Below are 16,283 nucleotides of genomic sequence, written 5' to 3'. Positions count from 1 at the left end.
CCGAGGAGCAGGGGCAGGTGGCCGGCGCGCAGCAGGCCGGCCACGCGCTCGCCGAGCGTGGCCTGCGCGGCCTCGAGTTCATCGCCGCTGCAGGCGACATCGCCGGCATCGATCAGCGGCCTGTGCCCGTCGCCGTGCCAGGCCAGCGCCGCCGCCATGCCGCGGATGGCGGCCGGCCCCGCGGCCGCACCGGGCCGGCCCTGGTTGCGGCGCACGCCGGCGTCGCAGGCGAAACCGAGCAGGGCGACACCGGGCGCCAGCCCGGGCTGCAGCGGTTGCACCACCTGGTGCCAGCGCCGCGCGCGGGCGCCTTCCGCCGCATCGACGCGGCCGCTCCAGAGCTTGCGGTCAATGTCCATGGCTCAGCTCCCCGTGCACGAGTTCCCCCGCGCGCACCACGGCGCGGCAGGGATTGAAGCCGGTCCAGTAACCGAGCTCGTCCGGCTCGCCGATGTCCCAGATGGCGAAGTCGGCCGCCTGTCCGGTGGCCAGCGTGCCGCGGTCCGCGGCCAGGCCCAGTGCCTTCGCGGCGCCGCGGGTCGCACCGGCCAGCGCCTCGTGCTGGGCGAGGCCGAAGGAGCGGGTGGCCATGGCGAGCGCCAGCAGCAGCGACGCCCCGGGTGCCGAGCCGGGATTGCAGTCGCTCGCCACCGCGAGTTCCACGCTGGCGTCGCGCAGCGCGGCCACCGGTGGCCGTTGCGTCTCGCCGAGGCAATACCAGGCGACGGGCAGCAGCACGGCGGTGGTGCCGGCGGCGGCGAGCGCGGCGACATCCGCCGCGTCGCTGTGCTCCAGGTGATCGCAGGACAGCGCGCCGAACCGCGCGGCGAGACGCGAGCCGCCGAGGTTCGACAGCTGCTCGGCGTGCATCTTCACCGGCAGGCCGAGCGCGCCGGCCGCCTCGAACAGGCGCCGGGCCTGCGCCGGACTGAAGCCGATGGCATCGCAGTACACGTCCACCGCATCGACGAGCCCGGCGCGCGCCAGCCGCGGCAGCCAGTCGCGGGCGAGGGTGTCGATGTAGTCGTCGGCGCGCCCGGCGAACTCCGGTGGCAGCGCGTGCGCGCCGAGGAAGCTGGTGGTGACGCTGACCGGCAGCTCCCGGCCGAGCGCGCGGGCGACGCGCAGCATCTTTGCCTCGCTGTCGAAGTCCAGCCCGTATCCGGACTTGATCTCCACCGTGGTCACGCCCTCGGCACAGAGCGCGGCCAGTCGCGGGCGGCTCTGCGCCAGCAGCGTCGCCTCGTCGGCGGCGCGGGTCGCGCGCATGGTCGAGAGGATGCCGCCACCCTCGCCGGCGATGCCGGCGTAGCTGGCACCGCGCAGGCGCGCGGCGTATTCCCGCGCGCGGCTGCCGGCGAAGACCAGGTGGGTGTGGCAGTCGATGAGACCGGGCGTCAGCCAGGCGCCGCCGAGGTGGTGCCGCACCGTGCAGGCGGCACGCAACGCCGGCGGCAGCGCGGCCGCGGGACCCGCCCAGCGGATGCGGCCATCCTGCGTCACCAGCGCGCCATCGGCGACCGGCGCCGCGCCGGCCACGCTGGTGCAGAGGCCCGCGCCGTGCCAGAGGGTCTGCGCGCCGTCGCTCACGGCAGGGCCGACGGCAGGTCGAGCCGGTGGGCGCGGGCGCAGTCGAGCGCCTCCCCGTAGCCGGCGTCGGCATGGCGCATGACGCCGCTCGCCGGGTCGTTCCACAGCGTGCGTTCGATGCGTCGCGCCGCCTCCGCCGTGCCGTCGCAGACGATGACCACGCCGGCGTGCTGCGAGTAGCCGATGCCCACACCGCCGCCGTGGTGGATCGACACCCAGGTGGCGCCGCTCGCGGTGTTGAGCAGCGCATTGAGCAGCGGCCAGTCGGCCACCGCATCGGAGCCGTCGCGCATGGCTTCGGTCTCGCGGTTCGGCGAGGCCACCGAGCCCGAGTCCAGGTGGTCGCGGCCGATGACCACCGGCGCGCTCAGCTCGCCACGGGCCACCATCTCGTTGAAGGCGAGCCCGAGGCGGTGGCGGTCGCCGAGGCCCACCCAGCAGATGCGCGCCGGCAGGCCCTGGAAGTGGATCTTCTCGCGCGCCATGTCCAGCCAGTGGTGCAGCGCACGATCGTGCGGCAGCAGCTCCTTCACCTTCTCGTCGGTGCGGTAGATGTCCTGCGGGTCGCCGGAGAGCGCCACCCAGCGGAAGGGGCCGATGCCGCGGCAGAACAGCGGGCGGATGTAGGCGGGCACGAAGCCGGGGAAGTCGAAGGCGCGCGCCAGGCCCTCGTCCTTCGCGACCTGGCGGATGTTGTTGCCGTAGTCGAAGGTGGGGATGCCCTGGTCGTGGAAGGCGAGCATGGCCTCGACATGCCGCCGCATTGAAGCGCGCGCTTCGCGCTCGACCAGCGCCGGGTTGGCGCTGCGCTCGCGGTCCCAGCGCTCGAGCGTCCAGCCCGCGGGGAGATAGCCGTGCAGCGGATCATGGGCCGAAGTCTGGTCGGTGACCGCGTCCGGGCGCACGCCGCGCGCGAGCAGCTCCGGCAGCAGTTCGGCGGCGTTGCCCAGCAGCCCGACCGACAGCGGCCGGCGTTCGGCCGTGGCACGCGCAATGAGCGCCAGCGCCTCGTCGAGCGAGGTCGTCGAGGTGTCGAGGTAGCCGGTCTGCAGGCGCTTCTCGATGCGCTCCGGCCGGCACTCGATGGCCAGCATCGAGGCGCCCGCCATGGTGGCGGCCAGCGGCTGGGCGCCACCCATGCCGCCGAGCCCCGCGGTGAGGAACCAGCGTCCGGCGAGCTCGCCGCCGAAGTGCCGGCGGCCCACCTCGACGAAGGTCTCGTAGGTACCCTGGACGATGCCCTGGCTGCCGATGTAGATCCAGGAGCCGGCCGTCATCTGGCCGTACATCATCAGGCCCTGGCGGTCGAGCTCGTGGAAATGCTCCCAGGTTGCCCAGCGGCCGACCAGGTTGGAATTGGCGATCAGCACGCGGGGCGCATCCGCGTGGGTGCGGAACACGCCGACCGGCTTGCCCGACTGCACCAGCAGCGTCTCGTCCTCGCGCAGCCGGCGCAGCACGGCGCAGATGCGCTCGTAGCACTCCCAGTTGCGCGCGGCGCGGCCGATGCCGCCGTAGACCACCAGGTCCCCGGGGCGCTCGGCGACCTCGGGGTCGAGGTTGTTCATCAGCAGGCGCAGCGGCGCCTCGGTCAGCCAGCTGCGGCAACTGAGCTGCGTGCCCCGCGGGGCCCTGATGATGCGTGCACCGGTGCTGGCTGGCATGCCTGTCTCCCGCGCCACGGCGGGCTGCCGGGCGACCTGTATAGACAGGATAATACAGCAGGGATGGCCTGCCGTGTCAGCCGGCCGGCGAGGCGGCCTTTTTGCCCGACACCGTGAGGCGCATCACGTCGCGCCATCCGGTGCCGGCGTAGTGTGGCGCTGCCAACATCCCTTATGTCAGGTACGCCACCGATGGGCTGGGTCAAGTGGTTGAAAGGACTCGCCGGAAACGGCCAGGCCGGTGCCGGGCCGGGTCGTGCGCGACCGCCCGGGGCGGCTCGCGCCGGACGCAGGCCGGGCGAGGCCTATGCCAGCGAGTGGGTGAAGGTCCTCGAGGACAACGCGCCCGCGCGCGACACCATGAATACCTACACCTGGGAGCTGCAACCCGACGAGGAAACCGGTGCCCTGCGCCGTCCGCCGCCCGCCGCGGCGCGTGCCACGGCGCCGGCCCCGCGCGAGCGGCAGGCAGCGCCCGACGCCAGGGCGGACCAGGTCGACCCGTTCGACACCTACACCTGGGAACTGCACGAGACCGACTCGCGCGACGATCCCTGGGGCCTGAAGCGGGACGCGCCGAAGCCGCCGCCGAAGCGGCGTGATGGCGTCAACCCCTACGACACCGGCATCTTCGACGCCAGCTGGACCGGCAAGTTCGACAAGCGCTGAACGGCCGGCCCGCGGCTACAGCCGCAGCGCGCCGTCGATCTCGAACACGCGCCCGGACACGTAGTCGTTCTGCAGGATGAACTCGACGGTGTGGGCGATCTCGTCCGGCTCGCCCATGCGCCGCAGCGGGATGCCCGACACCAGTTTCTCGCGCGCCTCCGGCTTCATGCCGGCCACCATTTCCGTGTTGATGAAGCCCGGCGCCACCGCCGCGGCACGGATGCCGTAGCGCGCCAGCTCCTTGGCCCAGGTCACCGCCATGGCGGCGACGCCCGCCTTGGCGGCGGAGTAGTTCGTCTGCCCCATGTTGCCGGCGCGGGAAATGCTCGAGATGTTGACGATGCAGCCCTTGCGGCCGGCCTCGGCCATGCGCTGCGCCGCTTCGCGGCCGCAGAGGAAGACGCCGGTCAGGTTGACGTCGATCACCGCCTGCCACTGTTCCAGGCTCATTTTCACGGTGGGCTTGCCCTCGGCGACCTTGAGGAGCAGGGCATCGCGGGTGATGCCGGCATTGTTGACCAGCGCGTCGATGCCGCCGGTGTCGCGGACGATGTCGTCGAAGAGCTTCACCACGTCGGCTTCCTTCGCCACGTTGGCGCCGTAGGCGCGCGCCTCGGCCCCGGCCGCCTTGCAGGCGGCGACCACCTCGCTGCAGCTCGCGGCGTCCATGTCCACCAGCGCCAGCTTCGGCCCGTGCTTCGCCAGCCGCCGTGCCATGGCCGCGCCCAGCCCGCGCGCCGCCCCGGTGATCACGATGGTCTTGCCCTTGAGTTCCATGTCCGTCCTCGTCCTGTCCATCCGGCAGCCATATAAAGGAGTGCGCCATCCTACCGGCTTTCCGCGGCGCCGGGACAGTGTACCCATCTGCGGATGGCACATCGGCTGATTAGAGACCGGGGGCCCCCTTCGTGCCTTCTGAAGGCACGAAGGGCCCCCCGGTCTCCCCTGTACGCCGTAGCGGCTCCGCAGATGGGTACACTGTCCCGGAATCGCTGAAAGCAGGGGTGATGCCGATGAAGCCGCGCAAGGGTTATGCCGACGGCCGCTGGGGCCAGATCCACTACACGCAGTGCGGGGAGGGCCGGCCGCTCGTGCTGGTTCACCAGTCCCCCACCGACAGCGTGCAGTTCGCCCGCGTCCTCGGGCCGCTCGCGCGGCGGGGCCTGCGCGCCATCGCCGTGGACATCCCCGGCTTCGGCGGCTCGGACGTGCCCGATGCGCCGCCCAGCATCGCCGACTATGCGCACATCGTGCCCGCCGTGCTCGACGCGCTGCATATCCCCAGGGCCAGCGTCTGCGGCCACCACACCGGTGCCGTGCTGGTGACCGAGGCGGCGCTGCAGTATCCCGCGCGGGTGGACAAGGTGGTGCTGCACGGGCCGCTGCCCATGAGCGATGCCGAACGCGCGCAATGGCGCGCGCTGCTCTCCCGCGAGAAAGAGTGGAACCTGCGCTGGGATGGCAGCCACCTCGCCGAGCTCTGGGGCGTGCGTCACCGGGCGCAGCCGGCCTGGACCGATCTCGAGGCTTTCCACGCCAACTTCGTCCATGGCCTGCTTGCCGGGCGCACTGTGTGGTACGCGCACGATGCCGTCATGAGCTATGCGCACGAGGCGGCGATGGCCCGGCTCGTCCAGCCGACGCTGATCCTCGCCAACACCGGCGATGCGATCTACGGCTACTCGCAGAAGGCGCAGCAGCTGTTCCCGCATTTCGCCTACACGGAGCTCGCCGGCGGCACCATCGATTGCATCGACGAGATGCCCGAGGCCTGGGCCGAGGCAGTGGCTGCATTCGTGACCACCTGACGGTCTTGCCTGTCCTGGTGCAAGCCAGTAACGTCGCGACGGGTGTCTTGTTGTCCATTGTTCCCGCATCGCGGGGAGGGTCGCGAATGAATCGGAATACCAACGCGCTGGCGATGGCCATTGCGGCAAGTCTGGGTGCGGGCACGGCGCAGGCGGCGGTGACCACGGTCACCCTCCAGCAGTACACGACCTTCAGCAACAACGGTCCTTCGAACGGCAACCTGAGCTCGACGACGGCCACTTGGCAGTACGACGATGCCACCGGCATCGTCACCCAGACGGGTGGCGACCTGAATGCCCGTTTCAACACCTCGCCAGCCACGACCCTGTTCCGCCATACGTCGACGGGCCTGGCGATTGGCGCCGGCGGCGCAGCCAGCGCCACCACCTGGTCCTGCATCGAAGGCAATTTCGGCGGCGTGGTGGGCGCGAACCTTTGCGGCAACTACACGTTCGGCGCCAACTTCACCGACGAGTCGACCGTGGTCTACTCGGGCCCGTCCGTGACCCGCACCATGGGTGGCGACGACGCGCCGCTCGGCCCGCCGCAGAGCCTGTCGGACCTCGACGGCATGACCGCCACCGTCACCGGCACCTCGCTGGTCCTGACCAACGGCGTGTGCACGCTGTCACCGGCCAGCAACTGCACCACGATCGCCGGCAACCCGCTGTACAACAAGGGCATCAGGGTGACCTTCCAGCTGCCGCTGCCGCCCGACGCGGTGAACGACAGCGCCATCACCCGCGTGAACACCGCGGTGGTGATCGATGCGCTGGCGAACGACACCAGCCTCGTGGATCCGGTCACCGTGTCCATCAGCACCCCGCCGGATCACGGCGGCGCGGTGGTCATCACCGACAACGGCGCCACCGCTTCGCAGGCCTGCGCGGATCCCTGCACCGCTTCGGCGGCCAGCATCCGCCTCACCCTGACGCCCTCCGCGGTGCCCAATACCGCCACTTATGCCGAGAACTTCGGCTACACGGTCACCAGCGGCAGCCAGTCCGACAGCGCCACCGTGGCTGTCACCGTGAACAACGCGGTGCCGAACGCCAACAACGGCAGCCTGACCGTACCCGCCAGCGGCGGGCCGCAGACCCTCGACGTGGCGGCCATCACCGGCAACCTCATGGGTGATGCTCCCGTGACCGTCACTGCCACCGCCGGCACGCTGGGCACGACCTCGGTCTCGGGCACCTCCGTCACCTACACGCTGACCGGCGCGCAGACGGGCGGCAGCGACAGCTTCGGCTACACCATCACCGACGCTGATGGCGATTCGGACAGCGGCACCATCAGCGTGACCATCGCCGCGCCGAACCCGCCGTTCAGCTCCACCGGCCTGCGCGAGGACGACGGCGGCAGCGCGCTCGACTGGGCGATCCTCTCGCTCTTCGGCGGCGCGGCCCTGGGCCGGCGCCGGCGGCGGGCCTGAGCTGCCCTGTCCACATAGTGGTCAGGCCGGCAGGTTCCGGGTGAATACCCCGGCTTTATGTAAAGGGACAGGTTGCCGCACCCCCCGGGCAGTCCGATAGAGTCGGGGTCGCTGGCCTTCCATAAAGAACGAAAGAAGAGGGGACAGATGGGGAACAAGACCAGAACTGCGCTCGGCCTCGCCATCGCGGCGACGCTGGGTGCCACGGCCGCCGATGCGGCGCTGTATTCGGCCACGCTGACCTCGTTCCAGACGTTCAGCAACAACGGTGCCTCGAACGGCAACATCACCTCGTCGACTGCCACGTGGCAGTACGACGATGTCACCGGAATCATGACCCAGAGCGGCGGCACGTTGAACGTCCGCTTCACCACGACCCCGACCACCACGCTATTCCGCTACCTCACCACCGGTCTGACGATCGGCGCCGGCGGTGCAGCCAGTGCCACGACCTATACGTGCCAGGAAGGCAACTTCGGCGGAAACGTGGGCGCCAACCTCTGCGGCAACTACACCTTCGGCGCCAACTACGCCAACGACTCGACGCTGGTGTACTCGGGTTCGTCGGTCACCCGCACGATGGGTGGCGATGACGCTGCGCTAGGCCCGCCGCAGAGCGTAGCGGATCTCGGCGGCATGTCGACCGTGAGCTGGGTGGGCACCACGCTGACCCTGAGCAACGGTGTGTGCACGCTGTCGCCTGCCGCCAATTGCACCACGATCACCGGCGCGCCCCTGTACAACAAGGGCATGCAGCTGGTGTTCAACGCCGGCCCGCAGGCCGTCGTGCCGGTGCCCGCCGCCGCCTGGCTGCTCGGCCCCGCGGTGCTGGCTGCCGGACGCTTTGCCCGGCGCCGCAAGATTTCATGAGGCGATCGAAACGCAGAGTTTGAGCAGAAGAGAAAGAGGAAGAGAAAAAGAGGAAAGGGCAAAGCAGGCGCGAGCCTGTGACGCAAAGCCAGCGGATCTCGGGCTCTCCAGGACGAAGGGCGTACAGGGGGAGGGGAAGAGATGGCCGGGTTGTCACCTCGGGAAGAAGCCACCAAGAGACGTACCCACCCTTATACCTGGAGGATTGACTGGATGAACAAGACTGCAACCAAGCTGGGGCTGGCGATCGCCGCCACCCTGGGTGCTGCTTCCGCCAACGCGGCCTTGTACTCGGCCACGCTGACCGGCATCGCCATGAGCAGCGCCAATGGCCCCTCGGCCGGCAACATTTCATCGTCCACCGCCACGTGGCAGTACGATGACGTGACCGGCATCATGAGCCAGACCGGCGGCACGCTGAATGTCCGCTTCAACACGTCACCGACGTCCACCCTGATGCGTCACACCTCGACGGGTCTGGTGATCGGTGGCGGTGGTGCGGCGAGTGCGACCACCTGGTCCTGCATCGAAGGCAACTTCGGCGGTGTGGTCGGCGCCAGCATCTGCGGCAACTACACCTTCGGTGCCAACTTCACCAACGAATCGACGGTGGTGTACTCCGGCTCGTCCGTCACCCGCACCATGGGCGGTGATGACATTGTCAAAGGACCGGCGCAGAGCGTGGCTGACCTGAACGGCATCTCGACCCTCAGCTGGGTCGGCACCGCGCTGACGCTGTCGAACAGCACGGGTACGGCAGGCCAGACCTGGACGTTCAACGCCGGCCCGCAGGCCGTCGTCCCGGTGCCGGCAGCGGTCTGGCTGTTCGGTTCCGCCGTGGGCCTGCTCGGTGCGGTACGTCGCCGCGCCAGGGCCTGAGGTTCGCCAGGGTGACCTGACAGCGGCCGGGCGCCAACGTCCGGTCCTCGCACGGAAGAGCCCCGCCAGCGATGGCGGGGCTTTTTCATTGTGCCGGCGTTGCCCTGGCCGGCAGGGTGGCGGCCGGGCTCGCCGTCAGCGCAGCTGCGCGTAGTCCGGCACGGTGACGCCGTAGCGGCCGGCCTCGATCAGGTAGAGGTAGCCGCGCGGGTGGAGCTGGTCGTAGACCTGCCGCAGTTCCTGCGCGACCTGCTCCGCGGTCGAGCCCGGCACCGTGGCCAGGATGTGACGGCGCAGGTCCGCAAGCGACAGGCTCCCGTCCATGTGGGCATAGATCTGCTTCGAGATGGCGCTGCAGGCGATCGGCAGGCTGTGTTCCGGATCCCGGTAGCGCAGCACGCGCCCCGGCACCATGTCGGCGGCCAGCTTCGCGGCATTGTCGTGCAGCGTGCCGAAGGAACGCAGCGCCAGGCCCTCGTCGTCCAGGGTCGCGGTGCGTCCCGGCTGCCGGCCGAGGAAGAACTCGTGCTTGCGCAGGTTGCCGACCAGTTGCTCCGCCAGCGCCTGGCGCCGTTCCAGGCTCCAGCCTGCAAGGGTGGGGGCGAGCCCGCCGTCGCCGATGTGGTTGCGCGGCTCGTAGGCGTCGGCGCGATGGGCGAAGCCGAGCAGCTGCAGCCCGGCGCCGGCGGCCAGCGCGTAGAGCTCGGGCACCTCGAAGCAGCGGTCCTGGCTGTGCAGGAGCAGGTCGTAGAGGCCGGCATCGCCGAGGCCTTCGGCCTCGATCTCGCTGCGCCACTGCTCGTAGTCGCGGGCAAAGCCGTGGGTCGCCGGCAGGGCCGCCAGCAGCTGGCGGGTCAGCCGGATCTTCTCCGGGATCGGCAGCCCCGCGGGCAGCCAGTCGCGCAGCAGCTGCTGCATGTCGTAGACCACCCGCCGGCCATGACGCCCGTAGAGCATGAGGAACAGCGCGCCATCCTCCGCGAGCACCGCCGTGAGCGCCGCGAGGCCCGCTTCGGTGGACTCCAGGTGATGCAGCACGCCACAGCATTCGATGTAGTCGAACCGGCCCAGCCCGAGCCGCGGCAGCTCGAGGATCGAGCCGGTGACCCAGCGGATGTTCTTCAGGCCCCGCACCCGGGCGCGGGCCTCGGCCACGGCACGCGAGGCGGTGGAGAGGTCGAGGTACACCACCTCGGCGTCGTGATGCCGCAGTTGCTCGGCGAGGAAGATCGTGGTGTCCCCGGTGCCGCCGCCGGCCACCAGGCAGCGGAAGCCCTGGCGGAAGTCGCGACGTCCGCCGAAGCAGTGGTGGTTGATCACCAGCAGGTTGCCCGAGGTGGCGAGCACCAGCCGCCGCGCTTCGTCGGCGGGATCGCGCGGCGGATAGGGCAGCGCTTCGTACTGCTGCCGGACCGCTTCGAGATAGGGTTTTTCATTCATGGCGCATTAAGTCAATCCTGGTGATTTGACCGCGTCGCTGGCTGGCCCCGAGAATGGCCGCTATAACGATACTACCGCTCCGCGCAAGGACCGCCCATGCAGATCGCCGACCGCTGCGTCGTCAGCCTCGAGTACCGCCTCAGCAATGACCGGGGCGAGCTGCTCGACAGTTCGCCGGCCGGCGAGCCGCTGGATTACCTGCACGGCGCCGAGGGCATCCTGCCGCTGCTGGAACAGGCGCTGGCGGGTCGCTCGGCGGGGGAGCGCTTCGACATCACCATCACCCCGGAAGAGGGCTTCGGCGAGCGCGAGGCGCGCCTCATCGAGGTGGTGCCGCGTGCCGCCATCGCCCATGCCGATCAGATCACCCTCGGCATGCAGGTGGACCGTGAAGGCGACGCCACCGACGGCACCCCGCCGCGGCGCTATGTCGTCACCGCGCTCGACGAGACCACGGTGACACTGGATGCCAACCACCCGCTGGCGGGGCAGACCCTGCGCTTCGAGGGTCAGGTCGTCGCCGTGCGCGCGGCGACCGCCGAGGAACTTGGCGAGGACTGAGGCCATCATGAGCAGCATCGCCATCGAGGAGCCGCTGGCCGCGGCGCGGACCGCGCTGGCCGCCGGACGGCTGACGGAGGCCGAGGCCGCCTGCGAGGCGCGGCTGGCGCAGCAGGCCGCCGATCCGCGGGCCCTGCACCTGCTGGCGCTGGTACGCTTCCGTTGCGGGCGCGGTGAGGAGGCGCTGCGGCTGCTCGAGCGCGCGCTTCGCGCCGATCCCGCGCTGGTCGCGGTGCAGTCCGACCTCGGCGCCATGCAGGTCATGCTCGGCCATCCGGAGGCGGCGCTGGCGCCGTTGCGTGCCGCGCTGGCGCTCGACGCCGGCCATATCGAGGCGCGCACCAACCTCGGCAATGCGCTGCATGCCTGCGGCGAGCTGGAGGCGGCCGAAGCCGAGTACCGGCGCGCCGTCGCCGCCGATGCGCATCACGGTCGCGCCAACCTCAGCCTCGGCAACCTGCTGGTGCAGCTGCGCCGGCCCGCCGAGGCCCTGCCGTTTCTCGAGGCGGCGCGGGCCACCGCCCCGGAGAGCGCCGCCGTCCACGCCTTCCTCGGCAACGGCCTGCGCGATGCCGGGCGCGTGGAGGAGGCGGTGGCAAGCTACCGCCGCGCCATCGCCCTGGAGCCCGGGCAGGCGGAGGCCAGCGAAAGCCTGGGCCTGATGCTGAAGAATGGCACTGACTATGCCGAGGCCCTGCCGCTGCTGCGCGCCTCGGGCAAGCCCTACGCGCATGCGCAGGCCCTGGAGTGCCTGCTGCGCCTCGGCCGGCATGAGGAGTTCTTCGAGGAAATCCGCGGCCACAGCGAGGCGGAGGCGACCAACCTGCACTCGGCCTCGCTCGCGGCCTACGCCTCCTGGCACCTGGGCCGGCGCGATCCCCATCCGTTCTGCCCGGATCCGCTGCAGCGCGTGCGGGTCATGGATGTCTACACCGGCGTGGGCGCCGACCAGGCCTTCCTGCAGGACCTGATCCGCGAGGCCAGCCAGGTGACGGCGATCTGGGAGCCCCGCGGCGTCACCACCATCGGCGGCTTCCAGACCGGCGGCAACCTGTTCCGCCACGGCTTTCCGGCGCTGGCGCGGCTGGAGCGCGACATCCTCGCCGGGCTGGAGCGCTATCGCGCCGCGCTGATGCCCACCAGCATGACCATGATCACCCGCTGGCCCGGCACGCTGCGGCTGCAGGGCTGGTTCGTGCGCCTGCTGACGGGCGGCCACCAGCATTTCCACAACCACCCCTTCGGCTGGATGAGCGGCTGCCTGTACCTGCAGCTGCCGCAGCGCGCGGCGGCGGGCGAGGGCGCCATCGAGTTCGGCCTGGAGAGCGGCGCCTATCCGCGGCTGTCGGAGCGGCCATCGCCGACCCTGCTGCACCAGCCGAAGCCCGGCCAGATCGCCTTCTTTCCCTCGTCGCTCTATCACCGCACCATTCCCTTCCGCTCCGACGAGGAACGGCTCTGCATCGCCTTCGACCTGCTGCCGCCGTGACGCCAGCCAATGCCGGGCCAGGGGCGCCAGCGCCCACGCTGGTGCGCATCGCGGGCCTGATGCGCTCGGGCACCAACCTGCTGACCTGGATGCTGCGGCGGAATTTCACTGGGCTGCGCACCGCCACCATGCTGCTCGGCTGGAAGCACGGGCCGATCTACCGCGATGGCAGGGAACTCGGGCCCGACGAGTTCGTCGATCCGCGCTACGCGGCGGAACTGCACCGCTTCAGGCACGAGCAGCCGGCGGCCTGGGCGGGCCTCGCCGGCAGCGCCTTCTACCGCGAGGCGGTTGCCGCCCAGCGCGCGCAGGACTTCGCCGTGGCGCTGGCGGTGCGCGATCCCGCACGCTGGTATGCGAGCGTGCTGCGCATCGCCGCCGAGGCGCCGGATTTTCTGCCCTTCGGCAGCTCGCCCGCGGAAGCCGCCGCCGCCTGGAACACCCGCCATGCGGACTGGCTGGCGAACCTCGGGCCGCGCAGCATCGTTGTCGACACCGATGCCCTGCGCCAGGACCCGGAGCGCTGGCTGGAGCGCATGGCGGCGGCGCTGCGACTGCGCCGCAGCGGCGGGTTGCAGCAGCCCGCGGGCTACCTGCATCCCCGCGGCACCGAGGAGATCTACGAACTGCTCGGTGCGCCGGTCGCCACGCAGCTGGAGCGCGAGTTCACGCGGGCGGAGGCGGCCAGCCCGGCGTTGCTCGCCGCCTTCCGCGCCGGGCTCGACGCCGACATCCTGCGCCGGCTCGGGCTCGCGGCCTGAGGGGGTGACGGTGACGGCGGACATCGGCATGGTCTACGTGGCGACGCGCCGGCCGCATTACGTGGCGGAGGCCTTCCTCTCCGCCGCCAGCGCGCGCGACTTCGCCCCACAGCTGCCGGTGACGCTGTTCACCGACCTGCCGGAGCTGCCCTTCTGCCGCAGCCCGGCCTTCAGCAGCGTGGTGCCGCTGGCCACGCGGCGCAGCTACCAGAGCCTGTGGGCCGAGGGCCAGCTCGACCGCATCCGCTCGCTGCGCCAGTCGCCCTACGAGTACACCCTGCACCTGGATACCGACACACGCGTGCTGAGCGCCGAGTTCCTCACCCTGTTCGGGCGCCTGCGCGACATCGACATCGCCATGGCCGTCTGCCAGCCCGATGTCAGCAAGTGCGCGCAGATGACCGGCAGGGCCATGTTCAACGTCGGCCACATCCTCTTCCGCCGCTCGCCGCCGGTGCAGGCGCTGCTCGCCGGCTGGGAGGAGCTCACGCGGCAGAATTTCGAGCTTGGCAACCGGCCGGTGCCGCCGCCGACCGCGGTGACCGCGCACATCGCCGACCCGGAGATCCGTCGCGAGGCGCTGTTCATGGACCAGACCAGCCTGGTGGAGCTGCTCAGCCCCGACAACAACCGCCACGGGGTGAAGCTCGCGATCCTCGACGAGGGCTGGAACTTCCGCGGCACCGGCGCGCAGCGGCGCTTCGACGGCCCGGTGAGGATCAGCCACCATCCCTCGCTGCGCGGCCGTCTCGGCGAGGACATCATCCAGCGTGCCGCGCAGTACCGGCAGCAGGGCCGGCACGAACTGGTCCGCGAGCTGCTGCAATGCCTGCACGATGAGCTGATTCCGCCGGAGAACGCGGCGGGCAGGCAGTTCGTGCAGGGGCTGATCGCCCAGGCCTGAAGGCGGCTGGCCGCTGCTCAGGACCGCCGCAGCACGCTGAAATCGAAGGCCGCCATGGCCTGCTGCCGGGGCGTCAGCGTCGCGCCCTGCCGGCGGCACCAGTTGGCCCACATGCCGCGCAGCGCGAACTCGAAGCCGGCCATGAACGTCGCGCCGTCGCAGAGCTCGCTGGCGAACAGCTGCTGGCGCAGGCTGCCGTGCAGCCCGGCGATGCGCTCCGGATCGCAGGCCAGCTCGATGGCGAGCGCGACGTACTCGTCGGCGTCGCGGGCGATGAACTCCGGGATGCCGATGCGGGTGAGCAGGCTCGCACCCACGCGGCCGGCGTGGCAGTCGCCGGCCAGCGTCACCACCGGGACGCCCATCATCAGCGAGTCGAGCGTGGTGGTGGTGCCGTTGTAGGGAAAGGTGTCGAGCGCCACGTCCACCTGCCGGTACCAGCCGTAGTGCTCCTGCTGGCTGGCGATGAAGCCCACCAGCTCGATGCGCGCAGCCGGTATGCCGCGGCGCTCGAACTCGCCGAGGAGGAAGGCGCGGGTGCCGGCGTCGGCCGCGCCCAGGCACTTCATCACCAGGCGCGAGCCCGGCACCGAGCGCAGGATCCGCGCCCAGAGGTCGTAGGCCTGCTTCGATACCTTGAACTCGCGGTTGAAGCAGCCGAAGGTGACGTGGCCGCGGCCCGGCCCCGGCGGCGGGGTGATGTCGGGCAGCAGCGGCGGCGGGCGGAAGCAGAGGAAGCTCCCCGGCAGCCGTACCAGCCGCTCGGCGTAGTCGGCATCGACGCCGGGCGGATCGGCGATGTCATCGGTGATGCGGTAGTCGACGGCCTCGAGCCCGGTGGTGTCCGGGTAGCCGCAGTAGGTGACCTGCACCGGCGCGCCCTTCCAGGCCAGGGCGGCCGCATGGGTGTTGCCGGCGTGGCCGGCGAGGTCGACGAGGATGTCGATCCCGGCGGCGCGCACGCGCTCGGCGATGACGGCGTCCGGCAGGTTGACGATGCTGTGCCACTCGTCGCACTGGCTCCGCAGCCTCGCGGTCACCGCGTCCGGACCCTTGACGTCGGCGAAGGCCACGACCTCGAAGCCCTCGCGGTCGCGGTGCTCGAGCAGCGGCTCGAAGAAGAAGGCCACCGAGTGGGTGCGGAAATCCGGCGAGCTGTAGCCGATGCGCAGGCGTCGCCCCGGATCCGCGCTGTTGGCGAAGGCGCGCGCGGCGGCGGCCGGCTGCGCGTGCAGGCGGCCGAACTCGCGGTGCGCCTGCACCCGCTGCGCCGGCGTCACCTCGCTGGAGTAGTGCATGGCGAGCAGCAGGTTGGAGCGTGTGGCGGCCAGCGCCGGCGCGAGCTCCAGCGCCCTGTGGTAGGACTGCAGCGCCTCGCCGGTCTGCCCCATGCAGGCCTGGGCGTTGGCCAGCGTGTTCCACATCACCGGTGCATCGGGTTCGAGCATCAGGCCCTTGAGGCACAGCTCGCGTGCCTTGCTGAACTGCGTGTGCTCGTTGTAGAGCTGGGCGCAGTCGTTGTAGGTGGCGGCGCGCCGCGGCTCGAGCTGCAGCAGGCGGATGTAGCTCGCCTCGGCGCTGCCCGCCAGCCCGACACGCGCATACAGGCGCGCGGCGGCGGCGAGGAAGCGCGCGTCGTTCTGGTACTGGCCCTCGACGGAGCTGAACAGCGCGGCGCCGTCCTCGAGCCGGCCGGCATCCACCAGCACGTCGGCCAGCAGGGCGCGCAGCGGGTGCATGTCCGAGCGGGCCAGCAGCGCCTTGCGCAGCAGGGCGATGCCTTCGTCGACCAGCCCGCAGGCGACGCTGGCCTGGCCGGCATTGGCGTTGACCATCGGGTCGTCGGGCTGCAGGGCGAGCGCCTGGCGCGCCGCGGCCAGCGCTTCCTGCGCCTGGCCGATGCCGAGCAGCAGGCCGGAGAGATTGTTGTGCGCCTGGTGGATGTGCGGCGCCAGCTGCACCACGCGCCGGTAGGCGGCGATGGCACGCTCCGCCAGCCCGTTCTGTTCCGCCCAGGCGGCATCCTTGAGGGCGCGGTTGGCCGCTTCGATCGCGGCCGCGTCCGTGCCATGGGCGGGCGGGGGTCCTGGGTTACCATTCATAGCGTGGGCACCGGTGCCCGCCATCGCGGGCTGCAGGGCATGATAACGGCTGTCGCCGGTCCGGCAGCGTTATGGCAACACCACGACCACTACGGACTGAGACCCGCGCC

General features: G+C 71.0%; 14 protein-coding genes and 1 riboswitch. Of the genes, 9 read left to right on the top strand and 5 right to left on the bottom strand.

The features are described from left to right. Positions 1-348: 348 nt before the first annotated feature. Both HRU81_07990 and HRU81_07985 read right to left on the bottom strand, forming a co-directional pair. The gene (locus HRU81_07990; protein QOJ32041.1) at positions 349-1,590 is read right to left on the bottom strand and encodes an imidazolonepropionase; all 1,242 of its coding nucleotides are present in this window, start codon (positions 1,588-1,590) and stop codon (positions 349-351) included. Further along, positions 1,587-3,254: a urocanate hydratase gene (locus tag HRU81_07985; protein QOJ32040.1), complete on the bottom strand. Its 1,668-nt coding sequence runs from the start codon at positions 3,252-3,254 to the stop codon at positions 1,587-1,589. Before HRU81_07985 ends, HRU81_07990 begins: the two co-directional genes overlap by 4 nt. A 192-nt stretch (positions 3,255-3,446) precedes the next feature. Between HRU81_07985 and HRU81_07980 the strand changes: the two genes are divergently transcribed. Further along, a complete protein-coding gene (locus HRU81_07980) occupies positions 3,447-3,923 on the top strand; it encodes a hypothetical protein (protein ID QOJ32039.1) in 477 nt (158 codons plus the stop codon). A 15-nt stretch (positions 3,924-3,938) separates the two neighbouring features. Here the strand turns inward: HRU81_07980 and HRU81_07975 are convergent, their stop codons facing one another. After that, a complete protein-coding gene (locus HRU81_07975; GenBank protein QOJ32038.1) occupies positions 3,939-4,700 on the bottom strand; it encodes an SDR family oxidoreductase in 762 nt (253 codons plus the stop codon). A gap of 236 nt (positions 4,701-4,936) precedes the next feature. Between HRU81_07975 and HRU81_07970 the strand changes: the two genes are divergently transcribed. The 4 genes from HRU81_07970 (at position 4,937) to HRU81_07955 (ending at position 8,916) form a co-directional block, all read left to right on the top strand. Next, entirely contained in the window at positions 4,937-5,731 is a 795-nt protein-coding gene (locus HRU81_07970; GenBank protein ID QOJ32037.1) for an alpha/beta fold hydrolase, read from the top strand. Positions 5,732-5,817: 86 nt separating this feature from the next. Next, a complete protein-coding gene (locus HRU81_07965; GenBank protein QOJ32036.1) occupies positions 5,818-7,167 on the top strand; it encodes a hypothetical protein in 1,350 nt (449 codons plus the stop codon). Between the two features lie 147 nt (positions 7,168-7,314). Beyond that, on the top strand, positions 7,315-8,037 hold the full coding sequence (locus HRU81_07960; GenBank protein ID QOJ32035.1) for a hypothetical protein: 723 nt from the start codon (positions 7,315-7,317) through the stop codon (positions 8,035-8,037). A 47-nt stretch (positions 8,038-8,084) separates the two neighbouring features. After that, a riboswitch (cyclic di-GMP riboswitch) is annotated at positions 8,085-8,195 on the top strand. 55 nt (positions 8,196-8,250) lie between these two features. Beyond that, entirely contained in the window at positions 8,251-8,916 is a 666-nt protein-coding gene (locus tag HRU81_07955) for a hypothetical protein (protein ID QOJ32034.1), read from the top strand. Between the two features lie 135 nt (positions 8,917-9,051). On the opposite strand, the gene HRU81_07950 is transcribed toward HRU81_07955, so the two are convergent. Next, positions 9,052-10,356: a methyltransferase gene (locus HRU81_07950; GenBank protein QOJ32033.1), complete on the bottom strand. Its 1,305-nt coding sequence runs from the start codon at positions 10,354-10,356 to the stop codon at positions 9,052-9,054. Between the two features lie 96 nt (positions 10,357-10,452). Here HRU81_07950 and HRU81_07945 point away from each other — a divergent pair, with 96 nt between their 5' ends. From HRU81_07945 to HRU81_07930, 4 genes are read left to right on the top strand one after another with little or no spacing between them, the layout of a single operon-like run. Continuing rightward, positions 10,453-10,917, top strand: coding sequence for a peptidylprolyl isomerase (locus HRU81_07945; GenBank protein QOJ32032.1), 465 nt, complete (start codon positions 10,453-10,455; stop codon positions 10,915-10,917). A 7-nt stretch (positions 10,918-10,924) separates the two neighbouring features. After that, a complete protein-coding gene (locus HRU81_07940; GenBank protein ID QOJ32031.1) occupies positions 10,925-12,406 on the top strand; it encodes a tetratricopeptide repeat protein in 1,482 nt (493 codons plus the stop codon). Further along, a complete protein-coding gene (locus HRU81_07935) occupies positions 12,403-13,167 on the top strand; it encodes a hypothetical protein (protein QOJ32030.1) in 765 nt (254 codons plus the stop codon). The genes HRU81_07940 and HRU81_07935 overlap by 4 nt, the downstream gene beginning before the upstream one ends. Positions 13,168-13,177: 10 nt before the next feature. After that, the gene (locus tag HRU81_07930; protein ID QOJ32029.1) at positions 13,178-14,071 is read left to right on the top strand and encodes a hypothetical protein; all 894 of its coding nucleotides are present in this window, start codon (positions 13,178-13,180) and stop codon (positions 14,069-14,071) included. 17 nt (positions 14,072-14,088) lie between these two features. Here the strand turns inward: HRU81_07930 and HRU81_07925 are convergent, their stop codons facing one another. Beyond that, positions 14,089-16,173 (bottom strand): hypothetical protein, encoded by a 2,085-nt coding sequence (locus HRU81_07925; GenBank protein QOJ32028.1) that lies wholly within the window; start codon positions 16,171-16,173, stop codon positions 14,089-14,091. Between the last annotated feature and the right edge of the window lie 110 nt (positions 16,174-16,283).

Source organism: Gammaproteobacteria bacterium, from assembly GCA_015709695.1.
In the GTDB taxonomy this organism is placed as follows: domain Bacteria; phylum Pseudomonadota; class Gammaproteobacteria; order Steroidobacterales.
This window is presented reverse-complemented; position numbering and strand designations above follow the sequence as displayed.